Origin of the sequence: Synechococcus sp. CB0205 (assembly GCF_000179255.1) — a bacterium.
Classification (GTDB): domain Bacteria; phylum Cyanobacteriota; class Cyanobacteriia; order PCC-6307; family Cyanobiaceae; genus Vulcanococcus.
This window is the reverse complement of the sequence record NZ_ADXM01000015.1, coordinates 21279-46161: the sequence shown is the minus strand read 5'-3', so window position 1 is coordinate 46161 and position 24883 is coordinate 21279. Positions and strand designations below refer to the sequence as shown.

The following is a 24883-nucleotide window of genomic DNA, read 5'->3' as shown; positions in this document are numbered from 1 at the left end:
GATCATGCCCGGTTCAGGCTCGTTTTGCTTCGCCATGGCCGCCGCTCCCCGCACTGGTGCTGAGATCCGTGCGGCCTTTCTCGACTTCTACGAGCAGCGGGGCCACAAGCCGATGGCCAGTGCCTCCCTGGTCCCGGAGGACCCGACGGTTCTGCTGACCATCGCCGGGATGCTGCCGTTTAAGCCGGTCTTCCTGGGGCAGCAGCCCCGCCCGTCGGCCCGTGCGACCAGCAGCCAGAAGTGCATTCGCACCAACGACATCGAAAACGTGGGCCGCACGGCCCGGCACCACACGTTCTTCGAGATGCTCGGGAACTTCTCCTTTGGTGACTACTTCAAGGAGCAAGCGATCCAGTGGGCCTGGGAGCTGAGCACCACGGTCTTCGGCATCAGCCCCAAGAACCTGGTGGTCAGCGTCTTCCGCGAGGACGACGAAGCCGAGGCGATCTGGCGTGATGTGGTCGGGGTGAACCCCAAGCGAATCATCCGCATGGATGAGGCCGACAACTTCTGGGCCTCTGGCCCCACGGGCCCCTGCGGTCCCTGCTCGGAGATCTATTACGACTTCAAGCCCGAACTGGGCGATGAGGGCATCGACCTCGAGGACGACAGCCGCTTCATCGAGTTCTACAACTTGGTGTTCATGCAGTACAACCGCGACGCGGAGGGCAGCCTCACGCCGCTCGAGAACCGCAACATCGACACCGGGATGGGCCTCGAGCGGATGGCCCAGATCTTGCAGAAGGTTCCGAACAACTACGAGACCGACCTGATCTATCCGCTGATTGAGACGGCAGCTGGTCTCGCTGGGGTCGACTACCGGCAACTCGACCCCAAAGGTCAGACGTCTCTGAAGGTGATCGGTGACCACAGCCGGGCGGTGACCCAGCTGATCTGTGATGGCGTCACCGCTAGCAACCTGGGGCGCGGTTACATCCTGCGTCGCCTGCTCCGCCGCGTGGTCCGCCACGGACGTCTCCTGGGGATCGACAAGCCCTTCCTGACGGCGATGGGTGAGGCGTCGATTGCCCTGATGCAGTCGGCCTATCCCCAGCTGCTGGAGCGTCAGGAGGTGATCCTCTCGGAGCTCAAGCGCGAAGAAGCACGCTTCCTGGAAACCCTGGAGCGGGGCGAGAAGCTGCTGGCGGATGTCCTGGCGGCCAAGCCCAAGCAGATCTCAGGGGAGCAGGCCTTTGAGCTCTACGACACCTACGGCTTCCCCCTGGAGTTGACCCAGGAGATCGCCGAGGAGCACGGTCTGGCGGTCGATCTGGATGGCTTTGAGCAGGCGATGGAGGCCCAGCGCCAGCGGGCGAAGGCCGCGGCGGTGAGCATTGACTTGACCCTGCAGGACGCCATTGATCAGATGGCCGCCGATCTTGAGGCCACCCGCTTCCGGGGGTACGAGTTGCTGGACCACAGCAGCAGCGTTCAGGCGCTGGTGGTCAACGGTGAGCCGGCGGAGCGGGCCGAGGCTGGCGACAGTGTTCAGCTGGTGCTCGACACCACCCCCTTCTACGGCGAGGGCGGCGGTCAGGTGGGCGACCGCGGGGTCTTGAGCGGTGACGGCTTGATCGTCGTGATTGAGGCGGTGAGCCGCAACCGCAGCGTCTTCGTCCATAGCGGCCGGGTGGAGCGCGGCAGCGTCAGCGTGGGTGATGTGGTCCATGGCCAGGTGGACCGGGCCTGCCGCCGGCGGGCTCAGGCGAACCACACGGCCACCCACCTGTTGCAGTCAGCGCTGAAGCAGGTGGTTGATCCGGGGATTGGCCAGGCCGGTTCCCTGGTGGATTTCGATCGCCTGCGCTTTGACTTCCACTGCCCCCGGGCGATTACGGCCGCTGAACTCGAGCAGATCGAGACCCTGATCAACGGCTGGATCGCCGAGGCTCACAGCCTTGAGGTGCAGGAGATGACGATCGAGAAGGCCAAGGCCGCCGGTGCGGTGGCGATGTTCGGGGAGAAGTACTCCGATGTGGTCCGGGTTGTCGATGTTCCCGGGGTCTCGATGGAGCTCTGCGGCGGCACCCACGTCAGCAATACGGCTGAGATTGGCCTGTTCAAGATCGTCAGCGAAAGCGGCGTGGCCGCCGGCATCCGCCGCATCGAGGCTGTGGCGGGTGCTGCTGTGCTCGCTTACCTGAATGAGCGCGATGCGGTGGTGAAGCAACTCGGCGAGCGCTTCAAGGCCCAGCCGGCTGAGATCGTCGAGCGCGTCCTGACCCTGCAGAGCGAACTGAAGGCCAGCCAGAAGGCCCTGACCTCGGCCCGTGAGGAGCTGGCACTGGCGAAATCTGCGGCCTTGGCGAGCCAAGCCGAGGCGATCGGCGACTTCCAGGTGCTGATCAGCCGCCTGGATGGCGTCGAAGGCGGCGGCCTGCAGAGCGCCGCCCAGGGGCTGGTGGATCAGCTGGGCGAGGGAGCCGCTGTGGTCTTAGGTGGCCTCCCGGATCCCTCGGATCTGGGCAAGGTGATCCTGGTGGCGGCCTTCGGCAAGGGGGTGATCGCCAAGGGTCAGCAGGCCGGCAAGTTCATCGGTGCTGTGGCCAAGGCCTGCGGCGGCGGCGGCGGCGGGCGGCCCAACCTGGCGCAAGCCGGTGGCCGCGACGGTGCAGCCCTGGATGCAGCATTGGAGCAGGCCAAAGGCGAGCTGACTGCAGCCCTGGGCTGATCCAGACAGCTCCGGAACCGTTCTCCTGGCGTTGCCAGGGGAGCGCCAGGAGGGGAATCCTGCAGGCAAGGACCGATGCGGGAGAGAACCGATGGCGAGTTCCTTCGAAATTCATGGCCGTCACCACTGGAGTTTCCAGTTGGTGCTGATGGGCAGTCGTCTGCAGCTGGAGGGTTGTCGTGACGGGGATGACCCCCTGCGCTGCTCCACCTGGTTGGAGCCCCAGGACACGCCCCTGGACATGGCCCATGAGCTGATCGCCCATCCCAGCTGCGCTGTTTGAGCGATGCCCACCGCGTTTTCGGTCCAAGAGCTTCAGGCCATTCCGTTTTTCAGCGCGATCAACGAGCAGGACGCTGCCGTTCTGCTGGTTCGCCATCGCCTGGTGGAGGTGATGCCGGGGCAAACCCTGGTGATGGAGGCCGATTGGGGCGAAAACCTGATGGTGGTCATCAGTGGCCTGGCCAAGGTGCGCTCCTACAACGCCGATGGCGAGGAGTCGGTGTTGTCCTTGGTCGGTGCGGGGGAGTTGCTGGGGGAGCTGTCGGTCTTGGACGGTGATGCCCGCTCGGCGGATGTGGTGACCCTCTCTCCGGTGAAGCTATTGAAGTTGCAGGGCAGTGGGTTTCAGAGGGTGCTGCAGGCCAACATGAGCCTGGCTCTGGGAATCGCGCGACTCGAGGCTTCGCGCTTGCGGGATCTCAATCGCCGTTTCGGCGTTCAAAAGAGTGATGCGACAACGCGGTTACTGGATGCCTTGGCCTACCTGGCGCGCAAGAGCAGTGCAGAAGACAACCCCTTGGCACTGATGCCGCCTCTCTCCCAAGGAGAGATCGCGATCTTGGCGGGGTTGGCTCGGGAAACGGCCTCGCGAACGATGAGCAAATTGCGCAGCCGTGGGGTCGTGAATGAAGAGAACGGCTGCATGCAACTCACGTCTCTCGAGCCCCTGCAGAAACGTGGCTTGATCGCTTAGGCGCTGTCCTCAGTCCATGCAGGTCGCTGCAAACAGAGCAGCCCGACGACTGATGGCTTCTTGGCCCATCATCACCTCGGCAACCTGAGCAAGGACACGGTCCTGAAGCTTGGATTCATCGACGGTGTTCGCGCACTGGAGGGCCGTACCGATCGATGAGGGGGACTCAGTACGTATCCGTTGACGTTCAAGACTGGGGAGGTTGCTCAGTGCGCTGAGCGGTTTGGGAAGGGTGATGGCAAAGGGTGCCGAGGATTCGCTGACCTCACTGCGGTTGATCCAGTGGGCAGTTCCGCTGATCGTGGTGCTTCCGTCGAGTTCTCGCGTGCTTTGACTGGGTTGAAGCAGGATCGATTGATCTCCGATCCGAATCGATCCACAGCCACTGATCAATTCAAGGCAGGTCGTTGTACGTGGGTTTTGGATTGCGGCTTGTTGCTCGAGTGCAGGTGTGGGTTGGGACTCTGGAGTGCTGGTCGAATCGAGTGGTTTTGATTTGGCGCTGCTGGTGATGATGATCAGCGCTAGCCCAAAGGCGATGAAGAGGCTCTGGCGAAGTCGTTGCATGGTTCTTCAGAACACGCCGGCGGGTTGTTGAACGGCCTGGCGCGTTGCCTGTGCGACATCGCTCTCTGCTCCTGCGCTTGATTCCTGGACTGAGACGACGCTTTCTTCCTCCTGTGCTTGAGCCTGAGTTTGGGTGATTGCTTCTGGTTGAGGTTGATTGTCTTGGGCGATGGCCTTCTCTGCGGTTGTTTCAGGATTTTGAATTTGGCCGGCGATGGCTCCCATGATCTGGCCATTTCCAGCGGCAATCTCGCGATTCATTTGAATCATTTGGGCCACGATCATTGCTGGATTCCGGACCGTTAGAACGTGGATTGAATTGGGTTGGAGGTCGATGATGCGCTTACCACCGCCACCTCCAAAGACGCCGCCGACGATGCCCAAGAGACCGCCAGCTGAGGTGATCTGGTTGGCCAGGTTTGTGCCAGTGGGGTCACCCATAGCGGTGCCAATTTGTCCCAACATGTTTGCGCCCATGCTTCCAGCTAGGCCGTTGCCGATGACAGCACCAAGGTTCATGGCGCTTTTCACGCGCTCGTTGAATTCTTTCTTGTTGACGACAAATGAGGGAATGATGTCACCGCTTGCATCAATGGCGATCAACTTGCCTTGAAGCATGATTCCTTTTGCGCGAACAACCGCGCCTTGTTTGTCTTGAGTTGGTTCGACGGAAATCAGAACAGGAGTTTGAGCAGGAGCAACTTTCTGGCCGTTGATGATGATCTCGCTCAAGGTCGGAACGGTCAGAGTGGTTTGCTCGCGTGCACCAATATCCAGAACCAAGGGACGGGGAATCTGGACCATCATCACGTGGCTCAATGCCGAGACTTCACCAGTGATGGTGCTGCTATTGGCGGACACGAAATCAGCGGTTTGTGCCATGGCTCCGCTGATGGGGCCCGTCAGGGTGACGGCAGAGGCCAGGGCGGCGCTGGTGCTGAGTTGAAGAAGGCGCTTCATGGTGTGGTCTGGGTAGTGGAGGTCTCCCCTCCGATGAAATAAGAATCGCTGAGAGGAAAAGAAGAGGTGTTGATTGAGATCAGGGATGGTTGTGATGTTGATCACAGGGGATGCCAGGCAAGAAAAAGGGCCCAGAGGGCCCTTGGTAGAGATCGTTGTTGTTGGAGTGTTTATTGGCCCATGCCCCCCATCATGGCCTTGGCGCCACCACCAAAGACGCTCTGGATCTGACCAGCCTCGATCTGCTTGATGGCGACCTGGTGCTGCTTGTCGATGCCGTAGCGCTGTGTTTCGTTGCCGACGAGGATGCCAAGGCGTTGGGTGTCGTTGTTCATCCGGTTGTTTTCCATGCTGGCCGCGCTTTCGACGAGTGCGGTGCAATCGGTGCCGATGACAACTTTCGAGGTTGCGATCTTGGTTCCTCGGTTGGAGCTGGACTTGCCTGTGTTGGTGGCCAGCCTGTCACCGGTTTTGGAATTGCCCTTGTCCCAAGCGTTGGAGTTGGAGCTGGAGCCACCACCGCCGCCGCTGAGGGAGCCATAGCCAGTGATGCTCAGGCCGCCACCACCTTGCTTGTTGCTACTGCTGGCGACGTTGCCTTTGTTGAAGGAGTTGTTGTTCCAGGCACTCTTTTTGCTGCGGTTCCATTCTTTGTTGCTGGAAGCAGTGATGTCGCGGGAGGAGGTGTTGCTGCCGAGGCCCACTTGCTTACACATGGCCTTGGGGTCTTTGCTGATTTCGCCCCAGAGGTTGTCGGAGACGGTGCTGGTAGTGCGTGAGGAGTCCATCAGGGTGCCGATGTTGTCCCCGAGTTGATAGTTGCCGAAGGTGGCGTGATAGGGGTCGGCTTCTTGAGCGAAGGAGGCGATGGGAGAGAGAACGAGAGCAGAGAGGACGATGGAAAGTCGGCGGTTCATGATTGGTGAATTGCGTTGTTTGTGGTTTGGTGTGTTGGAGAAAGTGACAGGTGAAAGGTGTGTTGCCCTGTCGATGAAATAAGAATCGCTGAGAGGAAAAGAAGAGGCGTTGATTGAGATCAGGGATGGTTGTGATGTTGATCACAGGGGATGCCAGGCAAGAAAAAAGGGCCCAGAGGGCCCTTGGTAGAGATCATTTGCCCACCTGACAGGAGCTGAGTTGCTGGGCGTCTGAAAGCGGGATCACCCCCCGATGCTTTCCAGGTGCTCGGCGGCCAGGGCCATGGAATGGCTGTATGCCCGTAGCGCCTCACAGCTACGCGTCAGCTGTTCACGGTCTCCGGCTTGCACAGCAGAAATGCCATCGAGGAGAAGCCCCATGATTTGGTTGCTCTTGAGGCAGCGCTGGCAGATCAGGGCCAGGATCTCAATGGTGAGATCGGCGTCAAACAGCATCGCCTGAAGCATCTCGTTGCCATCCACCGCGATCAATTTCGCGGGTCCATTGATCACGCGCACATCCGCGGAGTGAACCCCATTGCCGAAGAGGCCCATTTCTCCAAGGATCTCCTCGGCTTCGACAATCGCCAGGGTGTGTGGCTGGTTCTCTCCTTGCTTGAGCTGAACCGCGACCGTGCCTTCCATGAGCAGAAGGATGCGTTCCGCGATGGCGCCCTGCTCCATCAACAGTTCGCCCTCCTCGGCGATGTGTTCTCGCGCGGTTAGGTCGTTGCCGTGGGATGCCAAGAGCAGCTTCATCCGCTCGCGGACGACACTGAGTTGTGGCTCAAGCCCCCACATCGCTAGATGAATTCAGGCGTCGTAGAGGAGCCACTCACGGTTTTCCCTGAGCAGCTTGCGGAACCTCTGTCGGTGATTGTGAAACGCGTTGCGTCACTCAATCCGTAGTTCGGGTAGTAGCCAGCAGTGTTGCGGCATACGTAGGTATACGTAGTCACTTCTTCTTCTTCGTCTGCAACGGGTTGTTCAACCACGGGTGGCTTGGGCAGCTTGTCCTCAGGAATCACGAGGTTGTTGTCTGCCCGCAGTCTTGGGAAGGGGGTTTGGGCCGCAATCATCCAGTCCACACCGGTAATGGCCTGCAGGCTCGGGCTGGTGGAGCCGTAGAGACGCTTGTAGCTCTCGGCGATGGCGTGGCTCTCGGGGAGGAGGTTCTGCCCCTCCAGGTTGCTAACCACCAGCTCCGAGAAGCGTTCACGACTGATGGCGCCCTTGCGGATCAGGTCGCCATTGCTGTTGAAGCTGGCTTCCTCTCCGGCCTCGATCACGGTTTCACCGGCTTGGCTCAGCAACTGCGCGCCCACGTCGCTGTACACCCGCTGTTGGCGTCCAATGGCGACCTGAATCGGCTGACCGTTGTTGAAGCTCTGGTTCTGCCAGGGCAGAGGCGACTTCTGCCTTGGGGAGGGCAGGTTGGGATCGCGAACAAACCGACCGGCCGTGGCAAATCGGTAGGTGATCTGGCCGCCGACCACCGTGTCCAGCAGCTCGTCGTATTGCCCATAGACATTCATCTCCAGGGCATTGCCGACGGGTACGTTTAATCCGATTCGTCCGCCTCCGTATTGGTTCCCTAAGCCATGCATCACATAGGGCGCCAAGGAGAGATGGATGGAGCGCTCCCCGAGGTTCACAACGGGAATGCCCACCCGTGCGATCGCAAAGCCCAGGCTGTCTTCGCAGTTGTCTGAGGGGATGCCGCCATTGGCACTGAACTGCCAGCGGTTGCGCTCGATTTGACCGCCGACGGCGATCTGGGAGTGGAAGCAGCCCGGGATCTGCCAGCCGTCGTAGCCCACCAGGAGCGTGTTGGAGCTTTGGTTATTGGGGTCGTACCAGGTGTAGCCCACTTCGCTGCTGGCACCCCAGAAGCCATCGAAGTTGCTGGATCCCGTGCTGTAGCTGTACAGCAAGGAACTGCTGTTCTCTTGGATGATCGGCGTGAAGAAGCTCAGGTCGCCCAGGACCAGACCAGCCGCTTGGCCCAGGGTGGTTCCGCCTGAATTGCTGCCCCAGGCACTAGATCCCAAACCGACCACGGGGCTCAGGCTCGGGTAGGTGGAGAGGATGTTGATCTCCTCTCCTGCCGCCATCGCGGTCTCGATCGCTGCGGCTTCGCCAACAGTCGCGGTCCCGGTCAGCACGGCCAGGTCGTAGCCGCCGTCCTCGGTGCTGCTGAGCACATAGGTCGTGCCGCGAACGCCCAAGACCTTGCTGCCGAGGCAGCTGGCCTGAGGGCCATTGACCAGCACGCGTCCACTGTTCAGGCGGAAGCACTCCTGGCCAAGGGTGATCAGGCTGTTCTGGCCCAGAAAGCCGATGGCTCGCTTGTCAAAGAGGAGTTCAGTCCGGCTGGAGCCGGTGCTGATTTGTTGTCCGCGATCGGCCGTCTGGTTGACATTGGCCTGTTGTTTGTCGATGTAGACCTCGCGTCCGTCGATGATCCGGCGGACCGTGGCGCTGTCAAAGGGTGCGGCGAGGGCACTGCCCATGAGCAGTGGAGCCACAGCCAGACCTTGAATCAGGCGTCTGCTGAGACCCATCACCGCACCCTGTGGTGGACGCATTCAACTTCGATCAGCTGCCTTGGGCACAGGGTTGGTGACGCTTGCCAACGCGTACACGTGTTGCGCGGTCTGGCCTCGGATCTCGAAGCGGCCCAAGTCCTCAAGGGGCCACTGGTCACGCACTAAGTCGGCGACCCCCTGACTCATCACGATCGTCCGCTGGCACTGTTTGGCCACGGCTTCCAGGCGGCTGGCGGTGTTCACCGCATCTCCGATCACGGTGTAGTCCATGCGGCGGCTGGAGCCGATGTTGCCGCTAATCACAGTGCCAAAGCTGAGCACGATCACCTGCTGCCAGCTGGTCTCGCCCTGTTTCTCCCAGGTCTGGTTGAGGCTGCGTAGGCGAGCTTCGATCTCCAGTGCGGCTTCGATGGCGGCTGAGGCCTCCACTTGGTTGCCGCGGTGGATGGGGGCTCCAAACACCGCCAGGGTGGCGTCGCCGATGAACTTGTCCACCGTGGCGCCTTGCCCGTGCAGCGCCTCAACGACTTCGCTGAAGTAGACGTTCAGCCGCTCCACCAGCTCGACCACCCTGCCGCTGCTGGACATGGCTTGGGTGTAGGCCGTGAACCCCCGGATGTCGGTCATCAGGACAACGACCTCGGTCAGCTTCCCCCCCAGCAAGCCATCAGCTTCTTCCGGTTGATTGGCGATCTCGCTGGCCACCGCAGGTGAGAGATAGCGGCTCAGGCTGCGTTTGAGCCTGCGGCGATTGAGTTGCAGATTGACGGTGGCCTCCGCGCTGCTCACCACACCGACAGCGAGGGTTCCAAGGGACAAGCTGATGACGCGCAGGGCGATTCCCCCCTGGCTGATCAACAGGATGCCGCTAACCACAAGGGCTGCAGCGATCGCACCTGTGATCCCCAGGCGCCTCAGGGGCCGAGTCCAGCGCTGACTCAGTAGACCGACCCCAATCACGCTCGCTCCTGTGAACAGCGACCAGGCGATCGAGCGGGGCTGGAGCCAGAGCACTCGTTGCTCAAGGCGGTTGCCTAATTCGGTGGCATGAATTTCCACCCCGGGCATGCCTTCCGTTCCGGCAAAGGGGGTGTGATGCAGGTCCTGGAAGATCGCTGCCGTGGGGCCAACGAGCACCAAGCGATTGCGCAAGCGCCCCGAGGCGTTCAGGTGTTGATAGCTACGGGGCTCCAGCAGTTCCCAAATCGGGATGGTCTCGATCGTGCGCGGTGGTCCGTAGGGGTCCAACAGCGGCCTCCAACCGGTCCTGGTCGTCGTCTCAATGGTTGGCTGGCTGCTCTGTTGCAGCAGGGCCGAGCCCAGGCTTGGTGGCACCTGGGGGCCCAGCGTCTGGCGCAGTTGCTCGGCGTAGTGATCTGGGCGAAGACGAATCGAGCCATCGGGGTTCAGGAACCCATTCAGCAGTCCCTGGGGTACTTGCGCGAGCGCTTGAACCGGGCTGGCCAGGCTCAATCCAGCCACTGAGCCGCGGCTTTCCAACACCTGCGCTCCGAGGACGACCTTGCCGCGATGTTTCCTGAGTCCTTGTGCGAAGGCCTGGTCGTCAGCAGGTCCGTACCCACTGGGGGTATCGAAGAGCAGGTCGAAGCCCACCGCTTTGGCGCCGCTCTCAAAGAGCCGGTCCAGAACCAGTGCATAGATGGCCCGGGGCCACGGCCAGCTCTGCAGGCGTTGCAGTTCCGCTTGCTCGGCCAGGTCGGCATTGGCGGTTTGTTGCAGGCTGAAGTCGTCAATCGCGACGATTGCCAGTTCAGGCGGGGCCGGCCGGGGGCCTCTGAGCTCCTGACTGATCTCGGTGAGCTGATACTCCGCTTGCTCGAGCGGTTCCGGCCACAACCAAGGTGCCGCCGCACTAAGGACTCCCAGTCCCAGGATCAGGCTCTTGCGCCGTAGCCAACCTCCAATGGATGTCGCAGCCAGGCGTGTCATCAACCCGTCCTTAGCTCTGCAGGTAGGTCGTTTGCCTCAGGCTCGTTTCCAGGTGATCCATCAAACGGCGGGCCTCCTGGATTTTGAGGGTTCCTTTTTGGATGGCTGACTCGCTGGTCACCCGCAGTCGCTCTAGCAGCACTTCTGGATCGTGTTCCATCGCCTCGAGCACCTCGGCATTGGTATCCCCGCGCACGACGTGGTCGACCTGGTAGCCGCCTCCTGGTGAGAGGCGGATGTGGACAGCATTAGTCGCGCCAAAGAGGTTGTGGAGATTGCCCATGACCTCTTGATAGGCCCCGCCGAGGAACATGCCGATGAGGTAGGGCTCATCGGGTCTCAGCGCATGCAACTCCAGCAGGGGCTTGCTTTGTCCCTGGGCGATGAAGCGCGCCAGTTTGCCGTCGGAGTCGCAGGTGAGGTCGGCGAAGTGCCCCAGCTGCTCCGGTTGTTCGTTCAGCCGGTGAATCGGCAGAAGTGGGAAGAGTTGCTCGATGGCCCAGCTGTCGGGGGCGGAGCGAAAGACCGACAAGTTGGCGTAGAAGGTGGCGGCCAGCTCGGCCTTGAGGTTGCTCAGCTCCTCAGGGATTGCTGCGTTGCTGGGGAGTTTTTGTGCAATCGCCTGGGCGCAGGCCCAGGTGAGCTGCTCGGCTACGGAGCGTTCCGGAAGGCTGAGGTAGCCCAGGCGGAAGGCGTTGAGCGCATCGTCTTTGAATTTGAGGGCGTCGTTCCAGGTTTCCTGCAGCTTGGAGAGATCCCGATCGCCCTGGCCATCGACAGCTTCGATCTCAGCAAGGGTCTGGCGCAGGTTGCGGACTGTCAGGGCTTCTTCGCCTTCGGCCTCAGGACAGCCGCTGGGCACGGTGCTTTGGCCCAGCACGTTGAACACCAGCACCGAGAAGTGGCTGGCAATGGCCCGCCCGCTCTCGCTGACAAGAGTGGGAACCGGGACTCCATGGGGGTCGCAGCATTCACGAACCGTGGCGACGACGTCGTTGGCGTAGTTCTGCAGCGAGTAGTTCGTTGAGGCTGAGGTGGCCGTGCGGCTGCCGTCGTAATCCACCCCCAGGCCGCCCCCCACATCGAGGAAACCCATGGGGGCGCCAAGCTTGGTCAGCTCGACATAGATCTGTCCGGCTTCCTGCAGGGCATCCTTGAGAACGGCGATGTCGTTGATCTGACTGCCCACATGGAAGTGGAGCAGCTTCAGGTCGTTCAGCAGGTTGGCCTTCTTCAGGGCCTCGACCGTGGCCAGCAGCTCGGGGATGGCCAAGCCAAATTTCGCCTTGGCGCCAACGGAGCTTCCCCAGCGGCCGGTGCTGCGGCTGGAGAGCTTGGCGCGGATTCCAATGAACGGGGCAGCACCCAGCTCCTGGCTGGCCTGGATGATGCGCTCGACCTCGTCGGCCTGTTCGATCACCACAACGGGTTGGCGACCAAGCCGGCGGGCCAGGATCGCCGTCTCGATGTAGCGCTGGTCCTTGTAGCCGTTGCAGATCAGCAACGCCTCGGGGTCATCCACCAAAGACAGGGCGATCAGCAGTTCCGCTTTGCTGCCGGCCTCGAGACCGAAGTGCCAGCGCTTGCCGCAGGACACCAGCTCTTCGACGACATGGCGCTGCTGGTTGCACTTCACGGGGAAGACCCCCTGGTAGCGGCCGGCGTAGCCGTATTGCGCGATGGCGCGCTCAAAGGCCCCGTGCAGTCGCTCAAGCCGGTCTTCGAGGATGTCGTCGAAGCGGATCAGCAGGGGAAGCCCCAGGCTGCGGCCTTCAAGTCCCTGGACGAGATCCAGAAGATCAAGGCTGCCGCCCCGCTCCCCCTTGGGTTGCACGCTGATGTGGCCGCGGGCATTGACCGAGAAATAGGGATCACCCCAGCGGTCGATGCCGTAGAGGGCTGCGCTGTCAGCTGCGCTCCAGCTGGTGTTTTCAGCGGAGACCATCAAGCCGGCGGCGGGGCAATGGCAGAAATCTAAGGACTCACGCCCGGGGTGCCAGCTGTGCTTGCCAAGCGGCAGGGCGGCCACGGACGATGGGCCGGATCAGATGTTTTTTTGTCATGGCTGCCGAGCGCACCTTTATTGCCATCAAGCCCGATGGTGTTCAGCGCGGTTTGGTGGGTGAGATCCTCGGCCGCTTCGAGCGCAAGGGCTTCAAGATGGTGGGCCTCAAGCAGCTCACCCCCAGCCGTGAACTGGCTGAGAGCCACTACGGCGTGCACCGCGAGCGTCCTTTCTTCGCCGGCCTGGTGGACTTCATCACCTCCGGCCCCGTGGTGGCGATGGTCTGGGAAGGCGACGGCGTGATCGCCAGCGCCCGCAAGCTGATCGGCGCCACCAAGCCTCTCGAGGCTGAGCCCGGCACCATCCGCGGCGACCTGGCCGTAAACATCGGCCGCAACGTGATCCACGGCTCCGACGCCCCCGAAACCGCTCAGTTCGAGATCGGTCTCTGGTTCCAGGCCTCTGAGCTCAGCGACTGGACCCCCTCCGATCAGGGCTGGCGCGTCGAGGGCTGATCCCTCCAGCGATTTCAACCTTGCCTCCCGCGAGTGCGGGGGGCTTTTTTATGCCCAAAGACTCAGCAGTAGGACCCAAAGCAACTTGCAGAGCAGGTGGAGGCTTTGATCCACACCGATGCGATAGCGGTGCTGGCACTTGCCGTAGTCGATCAAGGTGTGGGCGCCCCACTCGGCTAGCCCAAGGGCCGGAACGCCGCTCAGGAGCCCCACGATCAGGCCATGGATGGCGGCATGGCCGGTGAGCCACCACTGCCAAGGGAGGGTGTTGTCCTGGCCGCGGCACTTCTCGGCGGCCATGCGGTCGCTCTGCAGTCCAAAGTCCCCCAGGAAATGGCCCATGGACAGGAGGGCCAGGAGTTCAAGACCGTCTTGAAGAGGCATCAGCGACGGATCTGCCAAGACCGAACAGCGTGCATAGGTTGACGGGGAGTTCCCCAACTGTCGCTGATGCAAGCGGAATCGCTGCAGTTGTTGCAGGCCATTGATGACGGGGTGGCTGGTGTTTTTGAAGGGGTTTAGGCCAGAACCTTTGCCGCGGGGGAGGAACTTGTCGCTGAAGGAGCATCCCTCGATCGACTGCTCCTGGTGTCCTCCGGGGTCTGCCGGGTTAGTTGGCAGGGCCTGCCCGAATCTCAGCGGCCCTGCCTGGGGCCTGGCTCCGTCATTGGTGACGTCTCGTTGTTGCTGGGGGGCGTGACGAGGGCGCGCATCGTCGCCTTGGAGTCCGTTGATTGCTTGGAGCTGCCGAAGGCGTCTCTTGAGGAGGTCACGCGCAGCAATCCATCCTTGGCTCTGCGCATTTATCGGGCCTTGGCGTCCATTAATGCCCAGCGATTGATCCAGCAAACACACCACCAGGGTCTGCTCCAATCGCCGCCCTTCGCTGAGCCCAAGCATTTGAACGCCAGGGTGGGTCAAGCCATCCGTCAATTCAAAGATGCTGCGGCTGCCTTTGAGGCGGATCTGAGGCGTACACAGCGCAACCCAGATTTATTGGTCGCTCTCAAAGAATCCTTCCGTGGTGTTGTGCTTGTCGTCCATGAGGTTTTCCCCGCCCTCTCGGGAGCTGAGCCGGCTTTGGATTGTGCCTCGCTCCAGATCCTGCGCACAGAGTTGCTTCCCTATTTGCTGCTGACTCGGTCTGCTGAGCGGATGTATCGCAAGCCGCGCGGCTATGCGGGTGATTTTTTGACGATTGACTGGATGTATGCCGATGAACCAGGAGGTGCTGGTGAATTGGGTGTGGAACTCGATCGCTGCTTTTTGGACGAGCCGGCTGCCCAGGCGGTGAGAAATCGGCGGGGGTTGCTGCGGGAAGAATTGCAGCGCTCCTTAGATCTATGCGCGGAGAGGCCTCTGCGGGTGACGAGCTTGGCCTGCGGTCCGGCGGCCGAGATCTTTGATCTTCTCCAAGATCCGCAGTTGGCGAGCCAGTTGGAGTTGACCTTGGTTGATGTGGATCAGCAGGCCTTGGATCACGTCCGTGCGCGGCTGGACCGTGAGCAGATTGAGCAGCATTTGCCTTTGCCCATCCGACTGGAGCGGCGCAATCTCTTGCATCTCTGCATCGGACGGCAACGCCTGGAGCTCAAGCCCCAGCACTTGATGTATTCGATTGGCCTGATTGATTATTTCGATGATCGAATCGTGACCCGACTGCAGGCCTGGATTCATCAAAGCCTGGTCAGTGGCGGACGTTCCATCTTGGGGAACTTTCACCCAGACAACAGCACGCGCGGCCTGATGGATCAGCTGTTGGATTGGCGCCTGATTCACCGCGACCAAGCGGACATGGAGCGCCTCGCTCAAGCGGCAGGCTTTGCCCCAGGCGCGACCGAGATGCGCTTAGAGCCCGCAGGAGTCAATCTGTTTGCGATTTCAACGCGCGCGTGAAACGGTGGTAGCTGAACGCCTCCAACAGCTCCTGCTCATTGGTTGTGAGCGGTTCTGACATGACGCAGGACTTGAGCAGCTGCGCAGTGATGGCCGCCAGCAGCACCCCATTGCGGTGGTGCCCCGCCGCCAGCCAGAGGCCTGAGATGGAGCTGGCCCCCAGCAGGGGGCCTTCATCCGGGGTGCAGGGCCGGAAGCCCCACCAGCGCTCCATCGGCGGCCAGTGTTTGGCCTCCGGGAGGAGTGCCGCAATGCCCGCCTGCAGTTGCCTCTGGCCAAAGGGCGTCAGCCCGGTGGTGAATCCAGCGTCTCGTTCGCTGGTGGCTCCGACCACCAGCAGGCCGTCTTCCCTGGGCACCAAATAGGTGCCAGGGCCAAAGATCACCCGGGGCAGGGCGTCTTTGGGGCCCTGCAGCGAAAGCATTTGCCCTTTGACCGGATAGATCGGCAGCTCCGGCAGCAGGTCGGCACTCCAGGCGCCGCAGCAGAGAACGGCCTCACGGGCATCGATGGTCTGGAGGTCGCCTTCGGCGTTGCGGACGCGGATCCCCCGAAGTGTCTGGTCCCGCTGGAGCAGTTCCAGGACTTCAACGCCCTCCTGGAAGCGGACACCCAGGTCGACACAGGAGCGCTCCAGCGCGCGCATGAGTTGCCGGCGGTTATCGATTTGTCCGTCCTGCTGGAACAGCAGTCCGGCCCGCCAGCCGGGTCCGATGCCGGGGATTTCGCGTTCGAGGGCTGCACGATCCAGTGCTTGGCCCCAGGGAGCGGTGGGATAGATGTCGCGCTCCGCTTCTGAGGCGAAGGGCACCACGATTCCGCAGTCCCGCAGACCGCAGGAGAGGCCGCTGTCGGCTTCGATCTGCTCCACCCAGCCGGGGATCCGCCGCAGGCTGTCTTGGCCGAGGCGCAGCAGATCACCGCTGAGCCCTTCGGCATGGGGCGCGAGCATTCCGGCGGCTACAAAACCAGCGGCTTCGCTGCGCTGGCGGCTGAGCACTTCAACGGAGCGACCTGCCCGGGCGAGCTGATGGGCCAGGGCGAGACCCATGAGGCCGCCACCGAGGATCAGAACTCCGTTGCCCTGGGCGGCTGTCATTGCCGATCCAACCCGAACTGCCAGTGTTTCAGGTGATGCGTTGGGCTGACCATCGGCCCTTCCATAGGATCAGGCGATTGACGGAGTTGGGACATGGCAGCTGAGGCCGCCTGGGAAGCAGTGATCGGCTTGGAGACCCATGTGCAACTGGGGACCAACAGCAAGATCTTCACCGGCGCCTCCACCACCTTTGGCGACGATCCCAATACCCATATCGATCCGGTGGTGTGCGGCCTGCCGGGAACCCTTCCGGTCCTGAATCAGAAGGTGCTGGAGTACGCCGTGAAGGCCTCCATGGCTCTCAATCTGAATATTGCTGAGCACAGCAAATTCGATCGCAAGCAATATTTCTATCCGGACCTGCCCAAGAACTACCAGATCTCTCAATACGACGAACCGATCGCCGAGGACGGTTGGATTGAAGTTGAGGTGGCTGAGAAAGGCAAAGACACCTACCTCAAGAAGATCGGGATTGAGCGTCTCCACATGGAGGAGGACGCCGGCAAATTGGTTCACGCTGGTAGCGATCGTCTCGCCGGTTCAACCCACTCGTTGGTGGATTACAACCGCGCTGGTGTGGCCCTCGCTGAGATCGTGAGCAAGCCCGATCTGCGCACAGGCCGGGAGGCGGCGGAGTACGCCTCCGAGATCCGCCGGATCATGCGCTACCTGGGCGTCAGCGACGGAAACATGCAGGAGGGCTCTCTGCGCTGTGACGTCAACATCTCCGTGCGCCGCGGGCCAGATGCGCCTTTCGGCACGAAGGTGGAGATCAAGAACATGAACTCCTTCTCGGCCATTCAGAAGGCCTGTGAGTACGAGATTCAGCGTCAGATCAAGGCCTACGAAACGGGTGAACCGATTGTTCAGGAGACTCGCCTATGGGACGAGGGCAAGCAGCTCACCAAGAGCATGCGCAGCAAGGAGGGCGCCAGTGATTACCGCTATTTCCCCGATCCTGATCTTGGCCCGATCGAGGTCAGTGCAGAACTGCGCGAGGGCTGGCGCTCAGAGCTGCCCGAGCTGCCGGCTGCCAAGCGGCATCGCTACGCCGAAGACCTCGGCCTGTCCCAGTACGACGCCCGTGTGCTGACGGATGAGCGTCCGATGGCGGAATTTTTTGAGGCCGCTGTGGCCAGCGGAGCGGACCCCAAGGGTGTGGCGAACTGGATCACCGGTGACATTGCCGCCTACGTCAATGCCAACCGCTTGAGCTACTCCGAACTGGCCTTCCGCCCGGAGCAGGTGGCGGAGATGGTGAAGCTGATCGACGGCGGCAAGATCAGCGGCAAGATTGCCAAGGAAATCCTTCCCGAGTTGCTGGAGAAGGGGGGCTCACCGGCCAAGATCGTCGATGAGCGGGGTCTGGGCATGATCAGCGACCCTGCCGCAATCACCGCGATCGTTGAAGAGCTTCTGGCTGCTCACCCTGAGGAAGTGGAAGCGTTCCGCGGAGGAAAGAACAAGCTCCAGGGCTTCTTTGTTGGTCAGCTGATGAAGAAGACCGGCGGTAAGGCTGATCCGAAACTCGTCAACCAGATTCTGAGCCAGAAGCTCAAGGGCTGAAGAAGACCCTCCAGTTAATCTCGTTATTCTTGATCTGAGCTGAATCGGGTAATAAAAATCCCCTCCTCAGGAGGGGATTTCGTCCTTTGCAGGTTGCTTAGTTGCAGTTGGGTTGGGACTGGATATTGGAGGGCCTGGCGGACCTAGACCAAGTGGTGTTTTTGGTGCTTCCGGCGATGCGCTGTAGCCGCCCATCGGAGTAACGGAGAGTGGCGTTGGCTGATCTGTTGTCGCAGTAGTTTTTCCAGCGTCCTGTGATGGTGTTGCCCTTGATGGTTCCGTCGTAGAGGTTGAGGACGGAGCCATCGTTGTTGAAGCCCTTCATCTGGAAGGTTGTGCCACTGGTCTGGATGGAGTAGTAGCCGCTGTTGTTGCCCTTCCACCAGCCATCAAGGCGCACGGGTTGGGGTTGCGGTTGAGTTTGTCTGGTGCAGTTGGGTTGGGACTGGATATTGGAGGGCCTGGCGGACCTAGACCAAGTGGTGTTTTTGGTGCTTCCGGCGATGCGCTGTAGCCGCCCATCGGAGTAACGGAGAGTGGCGTTGGCTGATCTGTTGTCGCAGTAGTTTTTCCAGCGCCCTGTGATGGTGTTGCCCTTGATGGTTCCGTCGTAGAGGTTGAGGACGGAGCCATCGTTGTTGAAGCCCTTCATCTGGAAGGTTGTGCCACTGGTCTGGATGGAGTAGTAGCCGCTGTTGTTGCCCTTCCACCAGCCATCAAGGCGCACTTGTTGTGGCTGTGGAGGCTGTTGCGTGACGATTTCGCCGCTCCAGTTGCCCCGCGGTTCGTCGTCGCAGTTTCCGTATTGACCTCTAAAGCCGCTTCCGCTGAACTGAAGGGTGGCTCGACCCCAGTAATAAGAACCTGAGATTGGATAGTTGCACCGGCGACTGCTGCCATCCTTTCGAATCCAGTGGCCTGAAAATTGACCTGAGCTCGATTTGCTCCCATACAGAAGGGCTTTGCCGTCGAGATAAGTTCCTCCCCAATTGTTGCCGTTGATTCGATTTATCTTTACGACGCCCCAATTGCTTGAGTAGGTCTCTGCTTGGGCGCTAGTCCCTAAACTCAAGAGCCCTGCGGTTGCCGTAATGCAAGCGACTCCAAGGGAAAAATGTTTAATGCGACGGGACTGCATTGTCTTGAGGCTTTGACCCTGTCACATTAAATACACATTTCGGAGGGGTTTCTTCGCTTTATGAAATCTTTGGATCAGTAAGTGTTGTTATTTTGTTGCGTTTTAGTGTCTTTTCTACCGCTGCGCCTAGTCGGTGGCTGTGCTGTCGGTTGTCGATGATGACGTCGGCGCACTTGCGTTTGACCTCCAGTGACCATTGGCTCGCGATCCGTTGTTGGGCCGCTTCCTGGCTGAGTGCATCGCGTTGCATCAGGCGTTCCAGTTGCTGCTTCTCGTCGCAGTCCACCAGCCAGATCTCGCTGCAGAGCTCTTGAAGTCCCGCTTCAAAGAGCAGGGGAATCATCAACACCACTGCTGATTCAGCTGCGAGTTCAGCGAGCGCCAGCTCAAAGCGCTGGCGGACCAGCGGGTGAACGAGTTGCTCTAGCCAGCGCTTGTCAGTCGGATTGCTGAAGACAATCGAGCCAAGGGCTCCTCGATCGATCGTTGGGCACTCGGGGCCTGTGCCACTGTTCCGAACCGCGTCGCCGAAGCGTTCCAGCACTGCTGCAGCACCGGGGCTGCCAGGTGCCAGGGCCTCACGGGCGTACTGGTCGGCATCAAGAACAGGTAGCCCTTCTGCTTCGAGCAGGCGCCCCACCGTGCTTTTGCCCGTGGCGATGCCGCCAGTCAGGCCAATGCGCCGTTGTTGCCCTTGCCAGCGGGGCCCCTGACCCATGGGGAGTCACTGATCTGCCTGCACTCAGAATTGCAGGAGTTGATGCGGCTCACCAGCTGTGACCTACGCCTGGCGGTTGATTGATGGAGGTGTGACCGCACCTGCGGGCTTTCAGGCGTCGGGGATCACGGCGGGCCTGAAGGCCTCGGGGAAGCCGGACCTCTCACTTGTGCTGGCACCCGAGGGCGCGGTCTGTGCCGGCACCTTCACGACCTCCTTGGTGCGAGCGGCCTGCGTGGATCTCTGCGCCGATCGCCTGGCCTCCAGAGGTGGTATCGCCCGAGCGGTGCTCACGAATTCCGGTCAGGCCAATGCCTGCACCGGCGACCGCGGCCTGGTTGACAGCATCCGTGCCACCCAGGCCGTGGCTGATCGCCTGGGGCTTTTGGCGGAAGAGGTCCTGATCTGCTCCACCGGGGTCATTGGTGTCCCGATCCCCATGGAGACCCTGCTGCAGGCCATTGACCCGTTGACGGACGCCCTCAGTTCAGACGGTGGCGCAGCGGCGGCCACCGCGATCCTCACCACCGACCTGATTGATAAGCAGATCGCTCTGGAGGCGGACCTCGGTGGCCAGACCGTTCGCATCGGTGGGATGGCCAAGGGGTCGGGAATGATTCACCCGAACATGGCCACGATGCTTGGCTATCTCAGCTGTGATGCCGGCGTCCCCGCTGAGGTCTGGCAGGGGATGGTCTCCCGCGCGGTGCAGCGCTCCTTCAACGCCATCACGGTTGATGGCGACACCAGTACGAACGACACCTACCTGGCTTTTGCCGCTGGCGCTCCTTTAGATCCAGCCCAGTACGCGGCCCTGGAGGAGGGGGTCACCGCGGTCTCTCAACACCTGGCCAAAGCCATCGCCCGCGATGGTGAAGGAGCCACCTGCCTGCTGGAGGTCCAGGTGGACGGGGCGGCCACGGAGGCCGATGCGCTGGCCATCGCCCGCACGGTCTGCGGTTCCTCCTTGGTCAAGACGGCTGTCCATGGCCGTGACCCCAACTGGGGCCGGATTGTCGCTGCGGCGGGTCGTGCGGGAGTCCCCTTCGATCCTGCTGCCGTCGCGCTCTGGCTCGGGGAGCATCAGCTGATGGCAGCTGGCCAACCCATGGCCTTTGATCGGCCGGCCGCCTCGGCCTACATGCGCGATCGGGCTGCCGGTGCCTACCTCTCGGATGACACCGTTGCGATTCGCCTTTCGGTCGGTACTGGCCCTGGAAGTGGGCGCGCCTGGGGCTGCGACCTCTCGGATCAGTACGTGCGCATCAACGCCGATTACACGACCTAAGAGCAGGCCTACCATCAGCCACCAACGTCCCTGCTGAGATGGCCAAGGCCGGAGCACCCCAGAAGCAGGCTCCCAATGGTCTCCCCAGGATCTGGATGGGCCCCTTGGTCGCTGGGGTGAGCTTTGCCTTGGCCTACGGCATCACGCAGCGACTGGCCGCGATCAACCTCGGCGATGTCATTCGCCTCAGTCCCCGCTTTGAGCAGAAGCAGACCCCTGGAGTGACACTCAAGGAGATGCGTCAGCGCTACGGCGAGCAGCCGTCTGAACTGCGCTCCGATCTCGACCCTCAGCAGCTCGAGCTCTGGCGCAAGGCCCAGGAGCAGGCCGATGCCGCCGCGAAGGCTAAGGCTGAGGCCGAGGCCAAAGCCGAGCGTGAAGCTGCAGCGACAGCCGCGCCAGCTGCTGCCCCCAAACCAGTGACTCCAACTGAAGAGCCCGCTGCGCTCGAGCCCAAGCCTGTCGTTGAGGTGCCTAAACCCAAGCCCACGCCGAAGCCGAAACCTCAGGTCCAGTCGCCTGCACCGCGTCCGCAGCTTGCAGCACCGGCTCCGCAGCAATCGGTTCCCCTCTTGGATTTGCCCCCCCTTCAGTAGATCTGATCTGCCACGATTTGGGTGACTCTCAAGCGGCCGGCCATGAGTGAGCCTCAGACCCTGGTGCAGGCGGCCCTCAATCGTCTGAGCGCCCGCCTGGGAAGTGGTTTGGCCGACGCCGCAGCTGGTCTGGCGGTCCTGGCCCAGGACGCCCCCGAGCGATTGCGTCAGGAATGGGACCTGTTTAAAGAAGAGGTGGAGCTCGAAGCCCAGCGGCTGGAGCACGGAGATCAGGAGGTGCCGGCAGCGGAGTCCTCGATGGCTTCGTCTTCACCAGCGGCAGATCCCCAGACGCAGATTGATCAGCTGCGCGCCCAGGTCACGCGGCTTGCTCGCCGCCTCGAGGAGCCCGCTTGATGCGTCGTCTTGGCCCGGCCCTGGCGAGCGCCCTTCGCTCCCTACGGATCTGGGGTGCCGTTCTGCAGTTGTTGGCCTTCCTCTGGTGGGATGCCCAGTCCTGGAGCTATCCAGGGGGCGTCAGTAAGGAGGGGCAGGAGCGTCGCCAGAAGTGTCGTGCCCGTTGGCTCACGGCCCAGTTGCTGGAGCTGGGCTCAGCCTTCATCAAGCTCGGTCAGCTCCTGTCGGCCAGGCCGGATGTGCTGCCGGCCAGCTGGGTTGAAGAACTCTCCCGGTTGCAGGACAGCGTCCCGGCCTTCTCCTTCGACACGGCTCAGTTGCTGCTGGAGCAGGAGCTGGGGGAGCGCTGTGCCGAGATTATTGATATCGAGGAACAACCCCTCGGGGCCGCCAGCCTGGCCCAGGTCCATCGCGCCAGCCTTCGCAGTGGCCGGCAGGTGGTTTTCAAGATCCAACGCCCCGGGCTGGAGCGTCTGTTCCGCCTCGACCTCGAGGTCATGCAACAGGTCGCGGCGGTGCTGCAGCGCCATCCCCAGTGGGGTGTCGGACGCGATTGGGTCTCCATCGCTCAGGAATGTCGTCGTGTGCTTCTGCGTGAGCTCGACTTCCGCCTGGAGGCCGAGCACGCCGCCCGCTTCCGGCAGCAATTTCTCGATGATCCGGGCATTCGCATCCCAGCGGTGGTCTGGGAACTCACCACCCGGCGGGTGCTCTGCCTCGACTACGTCCCCGGGATCAAGATCAACGACCGCCAGGCCCTGATCGAGGCCGGCATCGACCCTTCGGCGGTCGCGGAGAAAGGTGCGGCTAGCTACCTGCAACAGCTGGTGCGTTTCGGCTTCTTCCACGCCGATCCCCACCCTGGCAACTTGGCTGTGGCCCGTGATGGGGCCCTCATCTACTACGACTTCGGCATGGTCGGGACCTTGTCTCAGCGCCTGCGCAGTCGCCTGGGGCGGATGGTCACGGCGGCGGCGGCCCGCGATGCCTCGGGCTTGGTCCGTGAGCTGCAAGCCGCTGGGGTGATTGCCCCTGACATCGATCCCGGTCCGGTCCGTCGCCTTGTGCGGGTGATGCTCGCGGAGGCCCTGACCCCTCCCTTCTCCGCCAACATCCTCGACAAACTCTCCGGCGACCTCTACGAGTTGGTCTATGGGCAGCCCTTCCGTCTGCCCCCGGAGCTGATCTTTGTCATGCGGGCCCTCTCCACCTTTGAGGGGGTCGGCCGCAGCCTGGATCCCAGCTTTAGCCTCGTCGCCATCGCCCGCCCCTATCTGCTTCCCCTCATGACCGCCAGCGGCAACGGCCCCAACGATCTCTTCAACCAGTTGGGTCGCCAGGCGGTGGAGGTGGGCAGCCGTGCCCTCGGTCTGCCCCAACGCCTGGAGGACAGCCTCAGCCGCATTGAACAGGGCGATCTTCAGGTTCAGATCCGTGCCGGCGAGACCGACCGTCTGCTGCGTCGGTTGGCCCTGAGCCAGCAGAGCGCTGGCCAGTCGGTCCTGCTGGGTGCCTTTGCCGTCGCTGCGGCCCTGCTCGCCTCCAGCGCCCGGCCGCTGCTGACGATCATTCCGGTTGTGGCCGGGGTTCCGGTGGGTCTCAGCTGGTTAAAGCTGCAGGCCCGCCTGAAGCGCGACGCCCGCATCGACAAGCTCGGCAATTCCTAAGCGCCGCCCATAAAAAAATCCCGGGCTGGCTGATCCAGGTCCCGGGATCTTGGTTCGGTTGGAGCCTGTCTCCGCTTGGCCTCAGGCCTTGCCGCGGGGGCCGCGGTCTTCTGCGCCGGCGTAGACGGCCTGGCTGCCCAGTTCGTCTTCGATGCGCAGCAGCTGGTTGTACTTGGCCACGCGCTCACTGCGGCTGAGGGAGCCGGTCTTGATCTGGCCGGCGCGGGTGGCCACGGCCAGGTCGGCGATGGTGGTGTCCTCGGTCTCGCCGGAGCGGTGGGAGATCACGCTGGTGTAGCCGGCACGGCCCGCCAGATCGATCGCCTGCAGGGTCTCGGTCAGGGTGCCGATCTGGTTGACTTTGATCAGGATCGAGTTGGCCACGCCCAGGTCGATGCCGCGCTGCAGGCGGGCACTGTTGGTCACGAACAGGTCATCGCCGACGAGTTGGACGGTCTTGCCGAGCTTCTCGGTCAGCAGGGCCCAGCCCTCCCAGTCGTCTTCGGCAACGCCGTCCTCGATCGAGGTGATGGGGAAGCGGTTCACCAGAGCGGCCAGCTGGTCGACCATCTCGGCGCTGGTGTAGCTGCCCCCATCGAAGGCGTAGCGGCCGTCCTTGAAGAATTCGGTGCTGGCCACGTCCAGGGCCAGGGAGATCTGATCGCCAGGGCGGTAGCCAGCCTTTTCGATCGCCTGAACCAGCATGTCGCCGGCTTCGATGTTGCCCAGGTCAGGGGCAAAGCCGCCCTCGTCGCCGACGGCAGTGCTCAGGCCCTTGTCCTTCAGTAGACCCTTGAGGGTGTGGAATACCTCGGTGCCCATCCGCAGAGCCTCCCGGAAGGTGGGTGCGCCGTGGGGCACCAGCATGAATTCCTGGAAGTCCAGGCTGTTGGCGGCGTGGGCGCCACCGTTGATCACGTTCATCAACGGCACCGGCAGCAGGTTGGCCATCGGGCCGCCCAGATAGCGGTAGAGGGGCAGGCCAACGCCATTGGCGGCGGCGCGGGCGCTGGCCAGGCTCACCGCCAGGATTGCGTTGGCGCCCAGGGCGCTCTTGTTGTCGCTGCCGTCGAGCTCGAGCATCGCGGCATCAACGGTGCCCTGGTCCAGGGCACTCAGGCCGCAGAGGGCCGGAGCGATTTTTTCTTCAACGTTGCTGACGGCCTGCAGCACACCCTTGCCGCAGTAGCGGCTGCCGCCGTCCCGCAGTTCACAGGCTTCGTGGGCACCGGTGCTGGCGCCGCTGGGAACGATGGCGCGGCCACTGGCTCCGCCCTCCAGCATCACCTCGGCTTCCACGGTCGGTGTGCCACGGGAATCGAGAACCTCCCGGGCCACGATGGTGTCGATGACGAGGTCGAGGGTGTCGATCACAGCGGCCTAACGCACAACATGAATCCTTGCAGGGATCTTATGGGTCGCCCTGCCGGGGGCCTTGGTGACCGTTG

Annotated in this window: 22 protein-coding genes and 1 pseudogene; 11 read left to right on the top strand and 12 right to left on the bottom strand. The window is 62.2% G+C overall.

What is annotated here, in order from left to right:
- Positions 1–4 precede the first annotated feature (4 nt).
- The 3 genes from alaS to CB0205_RS0101650 all read left to right on the top strand — a co-directional run bounded on the left by alaS (position 5) and on the right by CB0205_RS0101650 (position 3647).
- A complete protein-coding gene (gene alaS / locus CB0205_RS0101660) occupies positions 5–2671 on the top strand; it encodes an alanine--tRNA ligase (RefSeq protein ID WP_083797884.1) in 2667 nt (888 codons plus the stop codon).
- A 91-nt stretch (positions 2672–2762) separates the two neighbouring features.
- Positions 2763–2954 carry a hypothetical protein gene (locus tag CB0205_RS0101655; RefSeq protein WP_010313556.1) on the top strand — a complete coding sequence of 64 codons (192 nt, stop codon included), beginning with the start codon at positions 2763–2765 and terminating at the stop codon, positions 2952–2954.
- Positions 2955–2957: 3 nt separating this feature from the next.
- On the top strand, positions 2958–3647 hold the full coding sequence (locus CB0205_RS0101650) for a Crp/Fnr family transcriptional regulator (protein WP_010313555.1): 690 nt from the start codon (positions 2958–2960) through the stop codon (positions 3645–3647).
- Between the two features lie 9 nt (positions 3648–3656).
- Here CB0205_RS0101650 and CB0205_RS0101645 read toward each other — a convergent pair whose 3' ends face one another.
- The 7 genes from CB0205_RS0101645 to speA all read right to left on the bottom strand — a co-directional run bounded on the left by CB0205_RS0101645 (position 3657) and on the right by speA (position 12535).
- Entirely contained in the window at positions 3657–4214 is a 558-nt protein-coding gene (locus CB0205_RS0101645; protein WP_010313554.1) for a hypothetical protein, read from the bottom strand.
- Positions 4215–4220: 6 nt separating this feature from the next.
- Positions 4221–5174 (bottom strand): hypothetical protein, encoded by a 954-nt coding sequence (locus CB0205_RS0101640; RefSeq protein WP_029626030.1) that lies wholly within the window; start codon positions 5172–5174, stop codon positions 4221–4223.
- A gap of 170 nt (positions 5175–5344) precedes the next feature.
- Positions 5345–6091, bottom strand: coding sequence for a hypothetical protein (locus CB0205_RS0101635; RefSeq protein WP_010313551.1), 747 nt, complete (start codon positions 6089–6091; stop codon positions 5345–5347).
- A 243-nt stretch (positions 6092–6334) separates the two neighbouring features.
- On the bottom strand, positions 6335–6892 hold the full coding sequence (locus CB0205_RS0101630) for a cyclic nucleotide-binding domain-containing protein (RefSeq protein ID WP_010313550.1): 558 nt from the start codon (positions 6890–6892) through the stop codon (positions 6335–6337).
- A gap of 2 nt (positions 6893–6894) precedes the next feature.
- Positions 6895–8679, bottom strand: a complete 1785-nt coding sequence (locus tag CB0205_RS0101625) for a hypothetical protein (protein WP_010313549.1) — start codon at positions 8677–8679, stop codon at positions 6895–6897.
- Positions 8680–10590 (bottom strand): CHASE2 domain-containing protein, encoded by a 1911-nt coding sequence (locus tag CB0205_RS0101620; RefSeq protein ID WP_010313548.1) that lies wholly within the window; start codon positions 10588–10590, stop codon positions 8680–8682. It lies immediately after the preceding gene.
- Between the two features lie 10 nt (positions 10591–10600).
- Entirely contained in the window at positions 10601–12535 is a 1935-nt protein-coding gene (gene speA / locus CB0205_RS0101615) for a biosynthetic arginine decarboxylase (RefSeq protein ID WP_029626029.1), read from the bottom strand.
- A 116-nt stretch (positions 12536–12651) separates the two neighbouring features.
- On the opposite strand from speA, the gene ndk reads away from it, so the two are divergent.
- Positions 12652–13110 (top strand): nucleoside-diphosphate kinase, encoded by a 459-nt coding sequence (gene ndk, locus CB0205_RS0101610; protein WP_010313546.1) that lies wholly within the window; start codon positions 12652–12654, stop codon positions 13108–13110.
- A gap of 48 nt (positions 13111–13158) precedes the next feature.
- On the opposite strand, the gene CB0205_RS0101605 is transcribed toward ndk, so the two are convergent.
- Complete coding sequence (locus CB0205_RS0101605) at positions 13159–13494, bottom strand: DUF3307 domain-containing protein (protein ID WP_043705200.1); 336 nt, start codon at positions 13492–13494, stop codon at positions 13159–13161.
- Between the two features lie 153 nt (positions 13495–13647).
- Between CB0205_RS0101605 and CB0205_RS16605 the strand changes: the two are divergent.
- Positions 13648–13878 (top strand): annotated as a pseudogene (locus CB0205_RS16605) (cyclic nucleotide-binding domain-containing protein); the annotation flags it as partial.
- A 387-nt stretch (positions 13879–14265) separates the two neighbouring features.
- A complete protein-coding gene (locus CB0205_RS16600) occupies positions 14266–15006 on the top strand; it encodes a class I SAM-dependent methyltransferase family protein (protein WP_369791647.1) in 741 nt (246 codons plus the stop codon).
- Here CB0205_RS16600 and CB0205_RS0101595 read toward each other — a convergent pair.
- Positions 14975–16105, bottom strand: a complete 1131-nt coding sequence (locus tag CB0205_RS0101595) for an FAD-dependent oxidoreductase (RefSeq protein ID WP_010313543.1) — start codon at positions 16103–16105, stop codon at positions 14975–14977. The genes CB0205_RS16600 and CB0205_RS0101595 overlap by 32 nt on opposite strands.
- Before the next feature lie 93 nt (positions 16106–16198).
- Here CB0205_RS0101595 and gatB point away from each other — a divergent pair, with 93 nt between their 5' ends.
- Positions 16199–17671, top strand: a complete 1473-nt coding sequence (gene gatB, locus CB0205_RS0101590) for an Asp-tRNA(Asn)/Glu-tRNA(Gln) amidotransferase subunit GatB (RefSeq protein ID WP_010313542.1) — start codon at positions 16199–16201, stop codon at positions 17669–17671.
- Between the two features lie 97 nt (positions 17672–17768).
- Here the strand turns inward: gatB and CB0205_RS14105 are convergent, their stop codons facing one another.
- Both CB0205_RS14105 and coaE read right to left on the bottom strand, forming a co-directional pair.
- A complete protein-coding gene (locus tag CB0205_RS14105; RefSeq protein WP_010313540.1) occupies positions 17769–18398 on the bottom strand; it encodes a hypothetical protein in 630 nt (209 codons plus the stop codon).
- Between the two features lie 469 nt (positions 18399–18867).
- Positions 18868–19527, bottom strand: coding sequence for a dephospho-CoA kinase (coaE, locus tag CB0205_RS0101580; protein WP_010313539.1), 660 nt, complete (start codon positions 19525–19527; stop codon positions 18868–18870).
- 58 nt (positions 19528–19585) lie between these two features.
- On the opposite strand from coaE, the gene argJ reads away from it, so the two are divergent.
- Genes argJ through CB0205_RS0101560 form a run of 4 tightly spaced genes read left to right on the top strand, consistent with a single transcriptional unit; the run spans position 19586 to position 23435 of the window.
- Complete coding sequence (gene argJ, locus CB0205_RS0101575; RefSeq protein WP_010313538.1) at positions 19586–20815, top strand: bifunctional glutamate N-acetyltransferase/amino-acid acetyltransferase ArgJ; 1230 nt, start codon at positions 19586–19588, stop codon at positions 20813–20815.
- Between the two features lie 38 nt (positions 20816–20853).
- Positions 20854–21411, top strand: coding sequence for a hypothetical protein (locus tag CB0205_RS16680; RefSeq protein ID WP_010313537.1), 558 nt, complete (start codon positions 20854–20856; stop codon positions 21409–21411).
- A 42-nt stretch (positions 21412–21453) separates the two neighbouring features.
- A complete protein-coding gene (locus CB0205_RS0101565; protein WP_010313536.1) occupies positions 21454–21768 on the top strand; it encodes a hypothetical protein in 315 nt (104 codons plus the stop codon).
- Positions 21768–23435, top strand: a complete 1668-nt coding sequence (locus CB0205_RS0101560) for an AarF/ABC1/UbiB kinase family protein (RefSeq protein ID WP_010313535.1) — start codon at positions 21768–21770, stop codon at positions 23433–23435. The genes CB0205_RS0101565 and CB0205_RS0101560 overlap by 1 nt, the downstream gene beginning before the upstream one ends.
- 81 nt (positions 23436–23516) lie before the next feature.
- Here CB0205_RS0101560 and eno read toward each other — a convergent pair whose 3' ends face one another.
- Complete coding sequence (gene eno, locus CB0205_RS0101555; RefSeq protein ID WP_010313534.1) at positions 23517–24809, bottom strand: phosphopyruvate hydratase; 1293 nt, start codon at positions 24807–24809, stop codon at positions 23517–23519.
- Positions 24810–24883 lie beyond the last annotated feature (74 nt).

Excerpts from the sequence above, each read along its gene's own strand:
- CB0205_RS0101605 (WP_043705200.1), bottom strand. The coding sequence starts at position 13,494 with ATGCCTCTTCAAGACGGTCTTGAACTCCTGGCCCTCCTGTCCATGGGC.
- speA (WP_029626029.1), bottom strand. The coding sequence starts at position 12,535 with ATGGTCTCCGCTGAAAACACCAGCTGGAGCGCAGCTGACAGCGCAGCC.
- CB0205_RS0101560 (WP_010313535.1), top strand. The coding sequence starts at position 21,768 with ATGCGTCGTCTTGGCCCGGCCCTGGCGAGCGCCCTTCGCTCCCTACGG.
- gatB (WP_010313542.1), top strand. The coding sequence starts at position 16,199 with ATGGCAGCTGAGGCCGCCTGGGAAGCAGTGATCGGCTTGGAGACCCAT.
- CB0205_RS0101640 (WP_029626030.1), bottom strand. The coding sequence starts at position 5,174 with ATGAAGCGCCTTCTTCAACTCAGCACCAGCGCCGCCCTGGCCTCTGCC.
- CB0205_RS0101625 (WP_010313549.1), bottom strand. The coding sequence starts at position 8,679 with ATGCGTCCACCACAGGGTGCGGTGATGGGTCTCAGCAGACGCCTGATT.
- CB0205_RS0101565 (WP_010313536.1), top strand. The coding sequence starts at position 21,454 with ATGAGTGAGCCTCAGACCCTGGTGCAGGCGGCCCTCAATCGTCTGAGC.
- CB0205_RS0101655 (WP_010313556.1), top strand. The coding sequence starts at position 2,763 with ATGGCGAGTTCCTTCGAAATTCATGGCCGTCACCACTGGAGTTTCCAG.
- alaS (WP_083797884.1), top strand. The coding sequence starts at position 5 with ATGCCCGGTTCAGGCTCGTTTTGCTTCGCCATGGCCGCCGCTCCCCGC.
- coaE (WP_010313539.1), bottom strand. The coding sequence starts at position 19,527 with ATGGGTCAGGGGCCCCGCTGGCAAGGGCAACAACGGCGCATTGGCCTG.
- CB0205_RS0101635 (WP_010313551.1), bottom strand. The coding sequence starts at position 6,091 with ATGAACCGCCGACTTTCCATCGTCCTCTCTGCTCTCGTTCTCTCTCCC.
- CB0205_RS0101650 (WP_010313555.1), top strand. The coding sequence starts at position 2,958 with ATGCCCACCGCGTTTTCGGTCCAAGAGCTTCAGGCCATTCCGTTTTTC.
- CB0205_RS16600 (WP_369791647.1), top strand. The coding sequence starts at position 14,266 with ATGTATCGCAAGCCGCGCGGCTATGCGGGTGATTTTTTGACGATTGAC.
- CB0205_RS0101595 (WP_010313543.1), bottom strand. The coding sequence starts at position 16,105 with ATGACAGCCGCCCAGGGCAACGGAGTTCTGATCCTCGGTGGCGGCCTC.
- CB0205_RS0101630 (WP_010313550.1), bottom strand. The coding sequence starts at position 6,892 with ATGTGGGGGCTTGAGCCACAACTCAGTGTCGTCCGCGAGCGGATGAAG.
- CB0205_RS0101645 (WP_010313554.1), bottom strand. The coding sequence starts at position 4,214 with ATGCAACGACTTCGCCAGAGCCTCTTCATCGCCTTTGGGCTAGCGCTG.
- ndk (WP_010313546.1), top strand. The coding sequence starts at position 12,652 with ATGGCTGCCGAGCGCACCTTTATTGCCATCAAGCCCGATGGTGTTCAG.
- CB0205_RS16680 (WP_010313537.1), top strand. The coding sequence starts at position 20,854 with ATGGCCAAGGCCGGAGCACCCCAGAAGCAGGCTCCCAATGGTCTCCCC.
- CB0205_RS0101620 (WP_010313548.1), bottom strand. The coding sequence starts at position 10,590 with ATGACACGCCTGGCTGCGACATCCATTGGAGGTTGGCTACGGCGCAAG.